Here is a 16,070-nt window from a genome sequence, read left to right as displayed (position 1 = left end):
GTTCACTTGCAGCTCACTCAATCCCGCTGCGGCCCCGGCCGCAGGACGGCGCGCCACAAGCGCGACGTTTAACCGAGAGGTTCAACCGCCATGCCCACGATCATGGTGCGCGCCTCCCGGCCCCTAACTGCAGATGAGGTGTTCGATGACAACGAGTTTCTGGAAAGCCGGCCACACGCCCACCCTGTTCTCCGCCTTCCTCTACTTCGACCTGAGTTTCATGGTCTGGTACGTCCTTGGTCCGCTGGGTGTGCAGATCGCTGCCGATCTCCAGCTCACCACCCAGCAGCGCGCGATGATGGTGGCCACGCCCATCCTGGCCGGCGCGGTGCTGCGCTTCCTGATGGGCATGCTGGCCGACCGCACTTCTCCGAAAGCCGCCGGGCTGGTCGGACAGGTAGTGGTGATCGCTTCGTTGTTCATCGCCTGGCAGATGGGCATTCACACCTATGAACAGGCGCTGCTCCTCGGCCTCTTCCTGGGCTTCGCCGGCGCCTCTTTCGCCGTGGCCCTGCCGCTCGCCTCCCAGTGGTATCCGCCGCAGCACCAGGGCAAGGCCATGGGAATTGCCGGCGCCGGCAACTCGGGTACCGTTCTGGCCGCCCTCTTTGCCCCCGGCCTCGCGGCCCTTTATGGCTGGAACAACGTCTTCGGACTGGCGCTGATCCCGCTGGTGCTGACCCTGGCAATCTTCTTCGTGGCGGCGCGCAACGCCCCCAACCGCCCCGCGCCCAAGGCACTGGGTGATTACCTCAAGGCCCTGGGTGACCGCGACAGCTGGTGGTTCATGCTGTTCTACAGCGTGACCTTCGGCGGCTTCCTCGGCCTGGCCAGCACCCTGCCCGGCTACTTCCATGACCAATACGGCCTGGCCCCGATTACCGCCGGCTACTACACCGCCGCCTGCGTCTTCGCCGGCAGCCTGATGCGCCCGCTGGGGGGTGCCTTTGCCGACCGCATCGGCGGCATCCGCACGCTGCTGGTGGTCTATACCGTGGCCTCGGTGTGCATCGCTGCAGTGGGCTTCCACATCTCCAGTTCCAGCGCCGCCCTATCCCTGTTCGTGGTTGCCATGCTGAGCCTCGGTGCCGGCAACGGGGCAGTCTTCCAACTGGTACCGCAACGCTTCCACAAGGAAATCGGCGTAATGACCGGCCTGATCGGTATGGCAGGCGGAATTGGCGGCTTTTGCCTGACTGCTGGCCTTGGCGCCATCAAACAGCATACCGGCGACTACCAGCTGGGCCTGTGGCTGTTCGCCAGCCTGGGCGTAGTGGCATGGTTCGGCCTCTATGGTGTGAAGCAACGCTGGCGCACCACCTGGGGCTCCGCTGCCGTCACCGCGGCCCGCGTCTGACCTCGAGCCCGATCCGGCACCCTTGCGGTGCCGGAACTGATCCGACCAAGGAGCGCCTCGCGCTCCTTTCGCCATACAGGACGGACCGTCGATGACCCTGCAACTCAGCTTTGGCGAAGCCAGCTCCACTGGTCCGCGCACGGAAAACCAGGACGCCGTCCGGGTAGTCACTCCGGCGCCGGCCCTCGCGGCCAGCAAGGGCTATCTCTTCGCCCTCGCCGACGGCGTCAGCCAGTGCGCCGACGGCGGTCTCGCCGCGCGCGCCACCTTGCAGGCCCTGGCGCTGGACTATTACTCGACGCCGGAAACCTGGGCAGTGGCTCAATCCCTGGACCGGCTGCTGGTGGCCCAGAACCGCTGGCTCCAGGCCAATGGAGGCGGCCAGCCGCTGCTCACCACCCTGACCGCCATGGTGCTGCGAGGACGCCGCTTCACCCTGGCCCATGTCGGCGACTGCCGCGTCTACCGCTGGGACGGCCAGCAATTGACGCGACTCAGCGAAGACCACGTCTGGGAACAACCCGGCATGCAGCATGTGCTCAAACGCGCCCTCGGCCTGGACCAGCACCTGGTGGTGGACTACCTGGACGGCGAGCTGTCGGAGCGCGAGGGATTCGTGCTGGTCAGCGATGGCGTCTGGGCAGTGCTCGGCGACCACGGCATCCAGCGCATCTTGCAAGACGAACAGGACCTCCCTGCCGCCGCCCAGGCTCTGGTCAGTGCTTCGCACCTGGCGGGCGGCCAGGACAACGCCAGCGCGCTGCTGATCCGCGTCGACAACCTGCCCCAGACGGGTCTGGCAGATACCCTGGCGCAGCTCGATCACTGGCCGCTGCCACCGCGCCTGCAGGAAGGTCAGGTCTTCGAGGGCTGGCAGGTGGAACGCCTGATAGCAGAATCGCGCCAGTCCATTGTCTATCGGGTTCGGGACAGCCAGGACCGTCGCTGGCTACTCAAGACCTTGCCCACCAGCCGACACGACGAGCCAACCGCCGGGCCGGCCCTGATGCTGGAAGAGTGGTTCCTGCGCCGCGTCGCGGGGCGCCATTTTCCAGAAGCCCATCCGCTGCCCCAGCGCCAGCATCTGTACTACGTGCAGCGCGAGTATGCCGGGCAGACCCTGGCCGAGCACCTGCGCCTCGGCGGCCCCATGCCACTGCCGGAATGGCTGGATATCGCCCCGCGGCTGCTCAAGGCTCTTGGCCAATTACACCGACGCAACATCCTGCATCGCGATATCAAGCCGGAGAATCTGCTTTGGGGGGATGACGGCGAACTGCGCTTGCTGGATTTCGGCCTGGTCTTTTGTCCTGGCCTGTCCCAGGACGAGGCCCACAGCCTGCCTGGGACGCCCAGCTACATCGCGCCGGAAGCGTTCACCGGTGCGGCCCCTTCTCCGAAGCAGGATCTCTACGCGGCAGGGGTCACCCTGTACCACCTGCTGACCGGCCATTACCCCCATGGGGAGATCGAAGCATTTCAGCATCCACGCTTTGGCACACCCACGCCGGCCAGCCGCTACCGGCCCGACCTGCCCGCCTGGCTCGATGAATGCCTGGCGCGAGCGGTGGCCGCAGACCCCGCTACCCGCTACGAAACAATGGAAGAGTGGCTACTGGCCCTGGAGCAAGGCGAACGCCGTGCGCTGACGGCCAAGCCCCGACCGCTACTGGAGCGCGAACCGTTGAAAGTCTGGCGCGGTATAGCGCTTTCGTCCCTGCTGGCGAACCTGGTGCTACTGGTCCTGTTCCTGCACGGGTAGCGCACCAGACTGGAGCAAAATGCCCCAAGCCAGGGCGCAGCGACCACCAGGTCATCGCTCTCCCCCCCGGAATACGGTACTTCCGGGGTTGGCACGAGGGCTGCAATGTCCATTACGACAATCTACAAAAAGCGCCCGCCTCAACGACGAGACGGCACTTTCCCGATAGAACGGGACTTGGACAAAGGCGTCCTGCTGGCAACAGCGGGACGCCTTTTTTGTTTGCTCGACGTTTGTGCAGGAGTGTCCTGGCATGAAGACATCCAAGCTGGTGGTGATCGGAAACGGCATGGCCGGAGTGCGTACTCTCGAAGAACTGCTGAGACTGGCACCTGAGCACTACCGGATCACCGTGTTCGGCGCCGAACCCCACCCGAACTACAACCGCACTCTGCTATCCCCGGTACTGGCCGGCGAGCAGTCCTTCGAGAACATCATCCTCAACGACCTGAACTGGTACGTTGAGAATGACATCGAGCTACTACTGAATCGCAAGGTAGTGAAGATCGATCGCCAGCGACGCCAGGTGATTGCCGAAGATGGCACCCGCGCCGACTACGACCGTCTTGTCATCGCCACCGGTTCGACGCCGAGTCGCCTGTCCATACCCGGCAATCGCCTGCAGGGTGTAATTGGCTACCGCGATATCGCCGGCGCTCGAGCGATGATCGAAACAACCCGCACCCATAGCCACGCCGTGGTGATCGGTGGCGGCCTGCTTGGCCTGGAAGCAGCCAATGGCCTCAAGCAACGCGGCATGGACGTTACCGTCGTGCACCTGCCGGATTGGCTGCTGGAAAAACAGCTCGACCAGCCTTCCGGCGACAAGCTACTACGCGCCCTGCAGGCCCGTGGCATCCGTTTCCGCCTGGGCACCAATACCGAAGAGCTGATCGACAACGGTGACGGCCGCGTCTGCGCAGTACAGCTGGCCGGCGGCGAGATCATAACCGCCGACCTGGTGGTAATGGCCGCCGGAATCACGCCCAACACCGAGCTGGCCGAACGGGCCGGCCTGCCCTGCAATCACGGCATCCTGGTCGACGACACCCTGCAGACCTACGACCCACGCATTTATGCCATTGGCGAGTGCGCGAACCACCGGGGCATCTCCTACGGGTTGGTTGCTCCACTGATGGAGCAAGCCAAGGTGTGCGCCAATCACCTGGCCATGCTCGGCTTCGCTCGCTACCCGGGTTCCCACACCGGTACTCGGCTCAAGGTTGCCGGTATCGAGATGTTCAGCGCCGGCGATATACCACACCCAGGGCAGACACACGGCATGCCCGGCGCGTGCCCCTTGCATGAGTGGCAGATAGAGCTGGCTTCCGACGAAGTGCTGGCGTGGACCTGAATCATTTGCGGCGCGTCTAGCGCACTGGAGAACCCCAATGAACGGCAAAGTCTGGCTGGTAGGCGCGGGCCCCGGCGACCCGGAACTCCTCACCCTGAAAGCGGTAAAGGCATTGAATCAGGCTGAAGTGGTAATGATCGACGACCTGGTCAATCCGGCCGTGCTGGAGCACAGCCCGCGAGCCCAGGTAGTCCGAGTCGGCAAACGCGGCGGCTGCCGCTCGACCCCACAGGAGTTCATCCATCGTCTGATGCTGCGTTATGCGCGCCAGGGCAAATGCGTGGTACGACTGAAAGGTGGCGACCCGTGCATTTTCGGTCGCGGTGGCGAAGAGGCCGACTGGCTGGCTGAGCGTGGCGTTGAAAGCGAACTGGTCAATGGCATCACCGCCGGGCTGGCTGGCGCCACCAACTGCGGCATTCCCCTGACCCTGCGCGGAATCAGCCGCGGCGTGACCCTGGTCACCGCCCATACCCAGGACGACAGCACCCTCAACTGGAAAGCCCTGGCGCAGTCAGGTACCACCCTGGTGGTCTATATGGGGGTGGCCAAGTTGGGGGATATCCATCAAGGGCTGCTGGAGGGCGGCATGCCCGGCGCAATGCCCGTGGCGATGATCGAAAACGCCTCACTCCCCTGGCAACGTGAATGCCGCAGCACACTCGCGCACATGCAGGAGGACGCCAAAGCCTTTGAACTCAAAAGTCCGGCGATCCTGGTCATCGGGGAAGTCGCAGCAACACAGGCAGCCCTCCCTCTGGCGCAAAGCGCCTGAATCTCTCTTCGCTCCTGCGAAGTAGTGCTTGCCCGGCGATGTCGGGCTTTTTTATGGGCGTGGACGCAGGAGCGAACTCGCGATACGGGATCACGGGCCGCTAGCGGCCCTTCGCGAATGAATTCGCGCGTACAGAAAGCAGGCTGTGCCTGGCACCAAACGGCGGCGCTCGAAATTGCCGACTTCTTCCGGCACTTTTCTCCGGGCAAAGAAAAACCCGGCCTGAGCCGGGTTTTTCTTACCGCTCAAACCAATTACTTGGCCTGGGCTTCTACTTCGGCTTCTACGCGGCGGTTAACAGCGCGGCCGTCAGCAGTGGCGTTGTCAGCAACCGGGCGGGTTTCGCCGTAGCCAACAGCGTTGACTCGCTCGCTACCTACACCGTACTGGTCAACCAGCACTTCACGAACGGCGTTAGCACGACGCTCGGACAGCTTCTGGTTGTAGGCGTCGGTACCGACGGAGTCGGTGTGGCCTTCAACGGTGGTGGTGGTAGCCGGGTACTGGTTCATGAAGTCAGCCAGGTTCTTGATGTCGCCGTAGCTTTCTTCTTTCACCTTGGACTTGTCGAAGTCGAACTTCACGTCCAGCTCAACACGTACGACTTCGGCAACAGCCGGGCAGCCATCAGCGTCAACGGTGACGTTGGCCGGGGTGTCCGGGCACTTGTCGACGTTGTCGCACACGCCGTCGTTGTCGCTGTCAGCGCACACTTCAGCAACCGGGGCCGGAGCCGGCTCGGCTTGCTTGGTGGAACCGCCGAAGTTCACGCCAACACCTACGCCAGCCATCCACTCGGATTCCTGGGCGTCCAGGTTGTACATGCCGTCCAGGCTAGCCTTGGCGAAGAAGTTCTCGGTGAAGTAGTACTTCAGACCGGTACCAACGTTGGCGAAGGTGCTGTGGTCACGACCGGTACGCGGCGGGATGTTGCTGATGTTCTGATGGGCGAAGCCGGCAGAAACGTACGGACGCAGGCCAACACCCGGGGTGCCGAAGTGGTAGATGGCATCGAGGGAAGCCAGGTTGCCCTTGATATCTTTGTGGCCGTCGGTACCGAAAGCGTCTTCGGAGGTCATGTCGTGGTATTCGCCGTACGACAGAGCCAGGGAGACGTCGTCGGTCAGGTAGTAGCCTACCGAGCCGCCGTACAGGTTGCCGTTCTCGAGATCGCGAGAACTGTCGGTGAAGTAACGCTTACCGAAAGCTTCCACCTCAACTGCGCCTTGGCCCTGAGCCAGCGCGTTCAGCGAAAAGGCGGCAACAAGAGAGCCAACGGCTACGCCTAAGGTGTTTTTCAGTTTCATCCGTAAATCCCCATCTTGGTGGTCAGTAAGTTGTCGAACAATCTCCAGACAACTTGGGCGGCAAGTCTAGCAGAACACGCCGGCCCATAAGAGATAATTTTTCCCGAACTAAGTTTCAGAGAGTCCGGAAAATTTTTCGCGAAGGCGATCCAGCGCACGCTTGTAGCGCATTTTTGTCGCACTCAAGCCCATATGCATAATGTCTGCGATCTCTTGGAACTCCAGCTCTGCGACAAAACGTAGCACAAGAATCTCCCTGTCGATGGGATTGACATGTACCAGCCATCGCTCGAGCCCCCCTCTCTCCTCGACCTTGGGCGACTTCTCATCCGAGGCTTCTTCAAGGGGATCCAGACTCAGTGCATCTAGCAAACGTCGTTTTCGACGCTCTTTCCGATACTGAGTAATGCACTCGTTGTACGTGATGCTATATAGCCATGTCTTGAACTTCGACTTGCCTTCGAAGTTCTTCAAACCATAGAGCACCTTGAGCATCACTTCCTGGCAGACATCGTCCGCATCACGGTCGTTCCCTAAATATCGGGCACAGACGTTGAACAACGTGCGCTGATAACGCCGCATCAGTTCTTCATAGGCGCGGGTGACATGGAACAGCTCGACATGCGCACGCTCCACCAGCTCTTCATCGGAGAGCTCGCGTGGGTCATAGCGCAAAGAAAGCGATTGGGGCTTGTTCAAAACGGGTCGGGCCGACAGTCAGGTCAAAAGCCGCCGGGGCGCAGAGAACCACGCACCTTGTCTGGCGGCATACATTAGCAGGGAAATGCCGTCGTGTTAGCGGCTGGTTACCCGTTGATCGAGCAAAGTACGGTTAGACACCGATACCAGCTCACCTTCCTCGGTGAGCAGCAGGGTCTTCACCGTGCCGATCTCCTCGATCTGCCCTTCGACATCGCCAACCTTCACTTGTTGCCCAACCTGATAAAGCTCCCTCACATAGATTCCTGCAAGGATCTGCCCGGCGATCTCGCGACTGCCAAGACCCAGTGCCAGCGCTGCTGCCAGGCCGATGGAGATCAGCACGATCGCGATAACGTTGTTCAGCAGTTCGGTCTTGACCTCCAGTTGGCCAATGGCCACGGAGATGCTGATGATGATGACCAGGCCCTGGGCAAGTCTGCCCAGACCATGGGCGTACTCCAGGCCAACGCCCTCAGCCGCGCCACGCACCAGCCCGCTGACCAGTTGCGCCAGCAGCACCCCTGCGAGCAGCACGAGCGCCGCGCCCAGCACCTTGGGCAAATAGAGAGCCAGCACATCGAGGGTCGCTGAAACGCGGTCCAGCCCCAGGGATTCGGCCGCGGATACCAGGAAGATCAGCAGTACGAACCAGTAGACGATCTTGCCAATCAAGGTGGAAACCGGCACCTGAATCCCGGCACGGGCCAGCATCTTGGTCAGACCGGTGCCCCCCATCAGGCGATCCAGACCCAACTTGGCCAGCAGTTTGGACAGAAGGGTATCCAGCAGCTTGGCCACCACGAAGCCCAGCAGAACCACGACCAGCGCGCCGAACAGGCGCGGGATGAAGCCCGCTACCGGCGTCCATACCGAGGTCATGGCGTTAACGAGACCTTGAGTCCAGGGGTCGAATTCCATGTTCAATCAGCCTTATCTTCAGAACGGACAGAAGCGTTGCGGCGCGAAACAGGCGCCAAGTGGGGCGAACCATTGTTGAGGGCGATCATCATGGCGTCGAGCCAGTGACCCATGAGGCTGAACAGGTCCCCCGCCCCCACCTGACGATTGGCAGTCTTGAGCACGCGGCCCAGGGTAGCGTCATCATCATGATCGGGCTGCGGAGACGCCTTGAGCAGGTCCCGCAGGGATTCTTCAAACGGATCGTGCATGCGCACCTCGCGTGGATATGTCGGCTAGACGTGCCCGGGTCGGCTCAGGTCACATCAAAGCCAGCGCAAACGACGAAACAACCAAATCTGGAACCCTGCTATGCCGAGAATGAATACGCAGGCAATGATGAAGCCATAAGACGTCTCGTCTCCGGGAATTCCCCTTACATTCATTCCCAGCAAGCCGGTGATGAAGCTCAGCGGCAGGAAAAAACCGGTGGTAATGCCAAGCAGGTACATGGTCCGACTGGTCCGTTCTCCCTGGCGGCGACTCTCGCTTTCCAGCACCAGGCCGATGCGCTCGCGAATCAGCTCCAACTCTTCCAGATAGCGAGTCAGCCTGTTGTTCAACTCGTTCCAGTAGTCACTGTCGTCATCGACGAACCAGGGCATCCTGCTGCGCACCAACTGGCCATAGATATCGCGCTGGGGAGACAGAAATCGCTTGAGGCCGGCGGCGCGACGACGAATTTGCATCATCAGGTCATGATCGGGGCGGAAGCGTTCGTTATTGTCGAGCTGCTCTTCCTGCTCATCGATGGTCTCGGACAACTCCGCCACCAGCGAGTCGATCTTCACGGTCAGATGCTCGGCCAGATAGAGCAGCACCTCGGATGCCACCCTCGGGCCAGTACCCTTTGCCCACTGCTCGATAAGCTCATCCGTGGCATGCAGGGGTCGCAGGCGTAGCGAGACAATGCGCTGCGCCGCAGCAAAGATACGCACCGACACCATGTCCTCGGGGACGGCTCCTGGATTTAGGTTCACGCCACGAAGGAACAGCAGCAACTCGTCATCAGGTAGGGCCAGCATGCGCGGCCGAGTGCTTTCTTCCAGCAGCAGGTCGCAGGCGAATTCGGATAGCCCGCTCTGCTCCCGCAGCCAACGCCGCGCCAAGGGGTGGCTACGGTCCCAGTGCAACCAGAGACTTTGCGCGGGCGCCAGTTTCAGTTCTGCCAGCACCTCCCGTGAAATCGGCTCGGCGCCTCCCTTCCCGTCCAGCACAAAGGCATGTACTAGCCCCCACTGGGCGTTCTGCTCCTCGAACATTCAGTCTCCTTGGAAGAAAAAGCCCGGCTTCCGCCGGGCCCTCTCGATCAGGCCGGCATTTCCAGGGGCTTGGGCGAAATGATGATGCCGTTATTGTCCGCGTACACATACTCGCCCGGGCGGAAGGTGACACCACCAAAGGTGACCGCCACATTCAGGTCTCCGATGCCGCGCTTGTCGGTCTTCATCGGATGGCTGGCCAGGGCCTGGACACCCAGGTCGGTCTGAGCGATCACGTCGACGTCACGGATGCAACCGTAGACAACGATGCCTTCCCAACCGTTCTTCGCGGCCTTCTCGGCAAGCATGTCGCCCAAAAGAGCGCGACGTAGGGAGCCACCGCCGTCAACCACCAGCACCTTGCCCTTACCCGGCAGGTCGACCTGCTCCTTGACCAGGGAGTTGTCCTCGAAGCACTTGATGGTGACGATTTCGCCGCCGAAGGAATCGCGCCCGCCAAAGTTACTGAACATTGGCTCGACGACCTGGACCAGGTCCGGATAGGCATCGCACAGATCAGGGGTAACGTATTGCATGGAAATCTCCTTGATAACAGTTACAGATCGAGACCGATGCGGTCGCCGTCAAAGGTCGGCGTCACGCGCTACAACGGAGGGCAAGGCGCATTGACTGGACGACCACTGGCCAGGTCGAAGAGGCCGCCATACCTGGAACAACGCAGCGCGCCACCGCGAAAAGTGGCCGAATGCAGCGGCTCGCCCTGACGCGGGCAGCGATTTTCCACGAGGATCGAGTGCTGATCAACGACGCTCAGCAACTATGACCGCCTGCACACCTGAAACGTGCCTCAATAACCATCCTGCAGATTGATCAACCACTCCAGCGCCACGAATATGGAGCCTCCGCCACTCCGCGATTCCCGCCATCTTTAGCACAGCCTCCCGACACCCGAAACCGGAAACTGCGGGCAGGCAGCGGACTAGAGCGCCGTGACCTCAGCGGTCGGCGTTGTCACGGGCAAAGACAGGCGTTCCAACCAATGGGCAACCAGCGGCCAGACCTCACGCTCGGCAGCCTTGCTCACCAGCATCTCGATGTGACCGAAGTCGTCGCTGAATCCTTCGTCCTTGGCCAGTCGCAGGAAATGGCGGTACTCCCGAGGCACCTGCTCCAACAGCTTGCGGCACGCCCAGACTGGGTCCTGCTGGTCACCCGCGGCCGCCACCCCCAACACAGGGATGCGCACATCCGATAACCCGGCCCACCAATCCCGCTCGTCGTCCCCGAATCGGCCGAACAGGCCGTGCCAGCGCATGCTTTCCAGAGCAAGGCCGATAGGCTCGTCTTCCGGACCTCGCTTCAGACGCGAGCCCGACAGCACTTCGAAGCGCTTGAGCAGCAACCGACCACCCCACTCCACCGGCGGCATCTTCAGCGGCCAGTAGACGCGGCTGACCTGACTACCGAACAGTGCGGCGGACGCCACGTCCTCTTCGCCCAGATAGTGTCCACCAAGGGCAGCGGCAAGGGTCGTGCCGCCCAGGGAATGGCCTATCCAGTGCGGCACCTGACCACATTGCTCGCGAACGAAAGCGGCAATGGCGGGCAGATCAAAGCGCGCGTAATCGGCCACTCGGTTACGTCGGTACTGTTGGTTGCGCGGCGACAGGCCGTGGCCGCGCATCTCGGCGATCCACACATCGAAGCCGGCACGGACTAGATATGGCCCAAGACCCAGGCACTTGGGCGAATACCAGAACCGGCGATTGGAAAAACTGCCGTGGACCAGTATGACCGGCACACCCCGGACATCCTCCTGCCCCAGGAGGCCAAGGCGCGTCAGCACCAATTCGACGCTGGGGTCGGGGCTGTTGCCGGGCTTCAGGCGATAGACATCTTCAGTCAGGTCGCCACGGAGTTCTGCGCTCATCAGCGCAACGGGAAAGAGTTCGCTACTGCTTTGCATGATTGCTGCTTGCACAAAAAAGGGCGGGTTTCGAACCCGCCCTTTTCGTTTCGACTTACGAGGGATCAGGCCTGGCCTTCCGCCAGGAAGAACCAGGTATCCAGTACAGAGTCAGGGTTCAGAGACACGCTCTCGATACCCTGCTCCATCAGCCACTTGGCCAAGTCCGGGTGGTCGGAGGGGCCCTGGCCGCAGATGCCGATGTACTTGCCAGCCTTGTTGCAGGCGGCAATAGCATTGGCCAGCAGCTTCTTGACCGCCGGATTACGCTCGTCGAACAGATGAGCGACGATGCCGGAGTCACGGTCCAGGCCCAGGGTCAGCTGAGTCAGGTCGTTGGAGCCGATGGAGAAGCCATCGAAGAATTCCAGGAACTCATCGGCCAGCAGTGCGTTGGATGGCAGCTCGCACATCATGATGACCTTCAGGCCATTCTCGCCGCGCTTCAGGCCATTGCTGGCCAGCAACTCGACCACCTGGCTCCCCTCACCCAGGGTGCGCACGAAGGGCACCATGATCTCGACGTTGGTCAGACCCATCTCGTTGCGCACTTTCTTCAGCGCACGGCATTCCAGTTCGAAGCAGTCACGGAAGGACTCGCTGATGTAGCGGGAAGCACCGCGGAAGCCCAGCATCGGGTTCTCTTCTTCCGGCTCGTACAGCTTGCCGCCGATCAGGTTGGCGTATTCGTTGGACTTGAAGTCCGACAGGCGCACGATGACTTTTTTCGGCCAGAAGGCAGCGGCCAGGGTGCTGATGCCTTCAACGAGCTTCTCGACGTAGAAGCCGACCGGATCGTTGTAACCGGCGATGCGCTTCTCGACGCTTTCCTTGATCTCCGCCGGCAGGCTGGCGAAGTTCAGCAGCGCCTTTGGATGCACGCCGATCATGCGGTTGATGATGAATTCCAGACGTGCCAGACCTACACCCTCGTTGGGCAACTGGGCGAAGTCGAAGGCGCGATCCGGGTTGCCGACGTTCATCATGATCTTGAACGGCAGGTCGGGCATGGCATCGACGGAGTTGGTGCGAATATCGAAGCCCAGCTGGCCTTCGAAGATGAAGCCGGTGTCACCCTCGGCGCAGGAAACGGTTACGCCCTGGCCATCCTGAAGCACCTGAGTGGCATTGCCACAACCCACTACAGCCGGAATGCCGAGCTCGCGGGCGATGATCGCCGCGTGACAGGTACGACCGCCACGGTTGGTGACGATAGCGCTGGCGCGCTTCATCACGGGCTCCCAGTCCGGGTCGGTCATGTCGGAGACGAGTACGTCGCCCGGCTGAACCTTGTCCATCTCGGATACGTCGTGGATCACGCGGACCTGGCCGGCGCCAATGCGCTGGCCGATGGCACGACCTTCCACCAGGACCTTGCCCTTTTCCTTGAGCAGGTAGCGCTCCATTACGGTGGCGCTGGAGCGGCTCTTCACGGTTTCCGGACGGGCCTGAACGATGTACAGCTTGCCGTCGTCACCGTCTTTGGCCCACTCGATGTCCATCGGGCGGCCGTAGTGTTTCTCGATGATCAGAGCCTGTTTGGCCAGTTCGGTCACTTCGGCGTCGGACAGGGAGAAGCGAGCGCGGTCAGCGCGGTCCACGTCCACGGTCTTCACCGACTTGCCAGCCTTGGCTTCCTCGCCATAGACCATCTTGATCGCTTTGCTGCCCAGGTTGCGGCGCAGGATGGCCGGACGACCAGCTTCCAGGGTCGCTTTGTGCACGTAGAACTCGTCAGGGTTGACGGCACCCTGTACCACGGTCTCGCCGAGGCCGTAGGCGGAGGTGATGAACACCACGTCACGGAAGCCGGATTCGGTATCCAGGGTGAACATCACGCCGGCAGTGCCGGTTTCCGAGCGGACCATGCGCTGCACGCCAGCGGACAGGGCGACCAGCTTGTGGTCGAAGCCCTGGTGCACGCGGTAGGCGATGGCACGATCGTTGAACAGGGAGGCGAACACCTCCTTGGCGGCACGGATCACGTTGTCCACGCCACGGATGTTCAGGAAGGTTTCCTGCTGGCCGGCAAAGGATGCGTCGGGCAGGTCCTCGGCGGTGGCGGAGGAACGCACGGCCACGGCCATGTTGTGATTGTCGCCAGCCATGGCGGCGAAGGCGGTGCGGATTTCCGCATCCAGGCGGGTCGGGAACTCGGCATCCATTACCCACTGGCGAATCTGCGCACCGGTCTTGGCGAGGGCGTTGACGTCATCCACGTCCAGGGCGTCGAGGGCCGCATGGATGCGATCGTTCAGGCCGCTCTGCTCGAGGAAGTCACGGTAGGCCTGGGCAGTAGTGGCGAAACCACCGGGAACGGAAACACCGGCACCAGCCAGATTGCTGATCATCTCGCCCAGGGATGCGTTCTTGCCCCCCACATGCTCAACATCGTGAACGCCGAGCTTATCGAGGGAAACTACGTACTCTACCAAGGTGATCTCTCCACTATTTGTTGGAAAAGCTCATGCGGAACAGCTCCGCAGCGTTCTGGCGCTGGTCCAGAAAAATACGTCACAATGCCGACCGGCTCGGGCCTGGCGAAAAACGCGGCCTATCATAGCCAAGAATCGTTCCCGACTTAAGGCCTTTGGCGCAAATGAAACGAACCGCTTTCTTCATCTCCGACGGTACCGGTATCACTGCGGAAACCCTTGGCCAGAGCCTCCTGGCGCAGTTCGAAACCATCACCTTCAACAAGATCACGCGGCCCTATATCGACAGCGTTGAAAAAGCGCGCGCCATGGTACAGCAAATCAACAAGGCTGCGGATGTAGACGGTGCCCGTCCGATCATCTTCGACACTATCGTAAACCAGGAAATCCGCGACATCCTGGCCACTTCCAACGGCTTCATGATCGACATCTTCTCGACCTTCCTTTCGCCGCTGGAACAGGAACTTACATCACATTCGTCCTACTCGGTCGGCAAATCCCACTCCATCGGTCACCACTCCAATTATATGGAGCGGATCGAAGCTGTGAACTTCGCCCTGGACAATGACGATGGCGCCCGCACTCATTACTACGACAAGGCCGACCTGATCCTCGTCGGGGTATCCCGCTGCGGCAAGACGCCGACCTGCCTTTATATGGCAATGCAATACGGAATTCGTGCCGCAAATTATCCGCTTACCGAAGAGGACATGGAGCGACTGCAGCTCCCTGCCGCCCTGAAGAAGTACAAGGACAAGCTTTTCGGCCTGACCATCGACCCCGACCGCCTTACCGCCATCCGCAACGAGCGCAAGCCGAACAGCCGCTATGCCAGCTTCGCCCAGTGCGAGTTCGAGGTGCGCGAGGTGGAGAATCTCTTCCGCCGCGAGAACATCACCTTCATCAACTCCACGCATTTCTCGGTAGAAGAGATTTCCGCCAAGATCCTGGTGGAGAAAGGTGTCGAACGACGCCTCAAGTAAGCCGATCCCGGAAGAAAAGCCCGCTTCGGCGGGCTTTTTCACGACTGCCGCTTTAGAAGGAATCGCCAGGTACTCGTACCCATCCTTCCATTAGCACGCGGGCGCTACGACTCATGATAGCCTTGGTGACTTGCCACTGGCCATCTACCTGGCAGGCCTCGGCACCAACTCGCAGAGTGCCCGACGGATGCCCGAAACGCACCGCATTGCGCTTGCCGCCACCAGCCGCGAGGTTCACCAGGGTACCGGGGATCGCAGCAGCGGTCCCGATAGCTACCGCTGCGGTACCCATCATGGCGTGATGCAGCTTGCCCATGGACAGTGCGCGCACCAGCAGGTCGACGTCGCCAGCCTTCACTTCCTTGCGACTGGAAGACAGGTAATCCCTGGGCGGTGCAACAAAGGCGATCTTCGGCGTGTGCTGCCGGGTCGCAGCCTCCTCCGCACTCTTGATCAGCCCCATGCGCAAAGCCCCGGCAATCCGGATCGCCTCGAACCGAGCCAGTGCCTCAGGATTACCGTTGATGTCTTCGCGCAACTCCGTGCCGCTGTAGCCGATGGCCTCGGCATTGACGAACACCGTAGGGATACCCGCAGTGATCATGGTCGCCTTGAGGGTACCGATACCCGGCACCTCCAGGTCGTCCACCAGGTTTCCGGTCGGGAACATGGAACCACCCTCCTCGCCGTCGTCGGACGGATCGAGGAATTCCAGCACGATTTCCGCCGCGGGGAAGGTCACACCGTCGAGCTCGAAGTCGCCGGTTTCCTGGATTTGGCCATTGGTGACCGGAACATGGGCAATGATGGTTTTCTGGATATTGGCCTGCCAGATGCGCACCACGCAGGTGCCGTTGTCAGGTATCCGCGCCGGATCCACCAGCCCTGCATGCAGCGCAAAGGCTCCGGCGGCGGTAGAGAGGTTGCCGCAGTTGCCGCTCCAGTCGACGAAGGCCTTGTCGATGGAGACCTGCCCGTAGAGATAGTCCACGTCGTGATCCGGCTGGCTGCTCTTCGACAGGATCACACACTTGCTGGTGCTGGAGGTGGCCCCACCCATCCCGTCGATATGAGCGGAGTAAGGATCAGGGCTGCCGATGACGCGCATGAACAGCGCATCGCGCGCCGCGCCCGGCACCTGGCAGCGCTCGGGCAGGTCCTGCAGGCGGAAGAACACACCCTTGCTGGTGCCACCGCGAATGTAGGTGGCGGGGATTTTCACTTGAGGTACGTGGGCCATTCTCATGTC

The 16,070-nt window shown here is 61.5% G+C and carries 13 protein-coding genes and 2 pseudogenes; 6 read left to right on the top strand and 9 right to left on the bottom strand.

Annotated elements, in window-relative coordinates; translation table 11 throughout:
* The first annotated feature begins 145 nt into the window (after positions 1 to 145).
* From D6Z43_RS02760 to cobA, 4 genes and pseudogenes are all read left to right on the top strand, one after another.
* On the top strand, positions 146 to 1,357 hold the full coding sequence (locus D6Z43_RS02760) for a nitrate/nitrite transporter (protein WP_120650255.1): 1,212 nt from the start codon (positions 146 to 148) through the stop codon (positions 1,355 to 1,357).
* A gap of 91 nt (positions 1,358 to 1,448) precedes the next feature.
* Positions 1,449 to 3,119, top strand: coding sequence for a bifunctional protein-serine/threonine kinase/phosphatase (locus tag D6Z43_RS02755; protein WP_120650253.1), 1,671 nt, complete (start codon positions 1,449 to 1,451; stop codon positions 3,117 to 3,119).
* 253 nt (positions 3,120 to 3,372) lie between these two features.
* Positions 3,373 to 4,374 (top strand): annotated as a pseudogene (locus D6Z43_RS02750) (NAD(P)/FAD-dependent oxidoreductase); the annotation flags it as partial.
* Between the two features lie 136 nt (positions 4,375 to 4,510).
* Positions 4,511 to 5,248, top strand: coding sequence for a uroporphyrinogen-III C-methyltransferase (gene cobA, locus D6Z43_RS02745; RefSeq protein ID WP_120650249.1), 738 nt, complete (start codon positions 4,511 to 4,513; stop codon positions 5,246 to 5,248).
* A 254-nt stretch (positions 5,249 to 5,502) separates the two neighbouring features.
* Here the strand turns inward: cobA and D6Z43_RS02740 are convergent, their stop codons facing one another.
* The 8 genes from D6Z43_RS02740 to ppsA form a co-directional block, all read right to left on the bottom strand.
* The gene (locus D6Z43_RS02740) at positions 5,503 to 6,555 is read right to left on the bottom strand and encodes an OmpA family protein (RefSeq protein WP_120650243.1); all 1,053 of its coding nucleotides are present in this window, start codon (positions 6,553 to 6,555) and stop codon (positions 5,503 to 5,505) included.
* Between the two features lie 108 nt (positions 6,556 to 6,663).
* Positions 6,664 to 7,254 (bottom strand): RNA polymerase sigma factor SigX, encoded by a 591-nt coding sequence (gene sigX / locus D6Z43_RS02735; protein ID WP_120650241.1) that lies wholly within the window; start codon positions 7,252 to 7,254, stop codon positions 6,664 to 6,666.
* A 96-nt stretch (positions 7,255 to 7,350) separates the two neighbouring features.
* The gene (locus D6Z43_RS02730) at positions 7,351 to 8,175 is read right to left on the bottom strand and encodes a mechanosensitive ion channel domain-containing protein (RefSeq protein ID WP_120650239.1); all 825 of its coding nucleotides are present in this window, start codon (positions 8,173 to 8,175) and stop codon (positions 7,351 to 7,353) included.
* 2 nt (positions 8,176 to 8,177) lie between these two features.
* Positions 8,178 to 8,432 carry a CrfX protein gene (locus tag D6Z43_RS02725; RefSeq protein WP_174235567.1) on the bottom strand — a complete coding sequence of 85 codons (255 nt, stop codon included), beginning with the start codon at positions 8,430 to 8,432 and terminating at the stop codon, positions 8,178 to 8,180.
* A 48-nt stretch (positions 8,433 to 8,480) separates the two neighbouring features.
* Positions 8,481 to 9,476: a zinc transporter ZntB gene (locus D6Z43_RS02720; RefSeq protein WP_120650235.1), complete on the bottom strand. Its 996-nt coding sequence runs from the start codon at positions 9,474 to 9,476 to the stop codon at positions 8,481 to 8,483.
* A 47-nt stretch (positions 9,477 to 9,523) separates the two neighbouring features.
* Entirely contained in the window at positions 9,524 to 10,012 is a 489-nt protein-coding gene (gene rraA / locus D6Z43_RS02715) for a ribonuclease E activity regulator RraA (RefSeq protein ID WP_120650233.1), read from the bottom strand.
* A 404-nt stretch (positions 10,013 to 10,416) separates the two neighbouring features.
* Positions 10,417 to 11,403, bottom strand: coding sequence for an alpha/beta fold hydrolase (locus tag D6Z43_RS02705; RefSeq protein WP_120650231.1), 987 nt, complete (start codon positions 11,401 to 11,403; stop codon positions 10,417 to 10,419).
* A 65-nt stretch (positions 11,404 to 11,468) separates the two neighbouring features.
* On the bottom strand, positions 11,469 to 13,838 hold the full coding sequence (gene ppsA / locus D6Z43_RS02700; RefSeq protein ID WP_120650230.1) for a phosphoenolpyruvate synthase: 2,370 nt from the start codon (positions 13,836 to 13,838) through the stop codon (positions 11,469 to 11,471).
* On the opposite strand from ppsA, the pseudogene D6Z43_RS28635 reads away from it, so the two are divergent.
* Together D6Z43_RS28635 and D6Z43_RS02695 are read left to right on the top strand one after the other, a co-directional pair.
* Positions 13,785 to 13,966: pseudogene (locus tag D6Z43_RS28635) on the top strand (hypothetical protein). The gene ppsA and the pseudogene D6Z43_RS28635 sit on opposite strands and share 54 nt — an antisense overlap.
* Positions 13,967 to 14,002: 36 nt before the next feature.
* A complete protein-coding gene (locus D6Z43_RS02695; RefSeq protein WP_120650228.1) occupies positions 14,003 to 14,821 on the top strand; it encodes a pyruvate, water dikinase regulatory protein in 819 nt (272 codons plus the stop codon).
* 52 nt (positions 14,822 to 14,873) lie between these two features.
* On the opposite strand, the gene prpF is transcribed toward D6Z43_RS02695, so the two are convergent.
* Positions 14,874 to 16,061: a 2-methylaconitate cis-trans isomerase PrpF gene (gene prpF, locus D6Z43_RS02690; RefSeq protein ID WP_120650226.1), complete on the bottom strand. Its 1,188-nt coding sequence runs from the start codon at positions 16,059 to 16,061 to the stop codon at positions 14,874 to 14,876.
* Positions 16,062 to 16,070 lie beyond the last annotated feature (9 nt).

This window comes from Pseudomonas sp. DY-1 (assembly GCF_003626975.1).
GTDB lineage: Bacteria > Pseudomonadota > Gammaproteobacteria > Pseudomonadales > Pseudomonadaceae > Metapseudomonas.
Note: the sequence above shows the minus strand (reverse complement) of the source record. Positions and strands in the feature narration are given on the sequence as shown.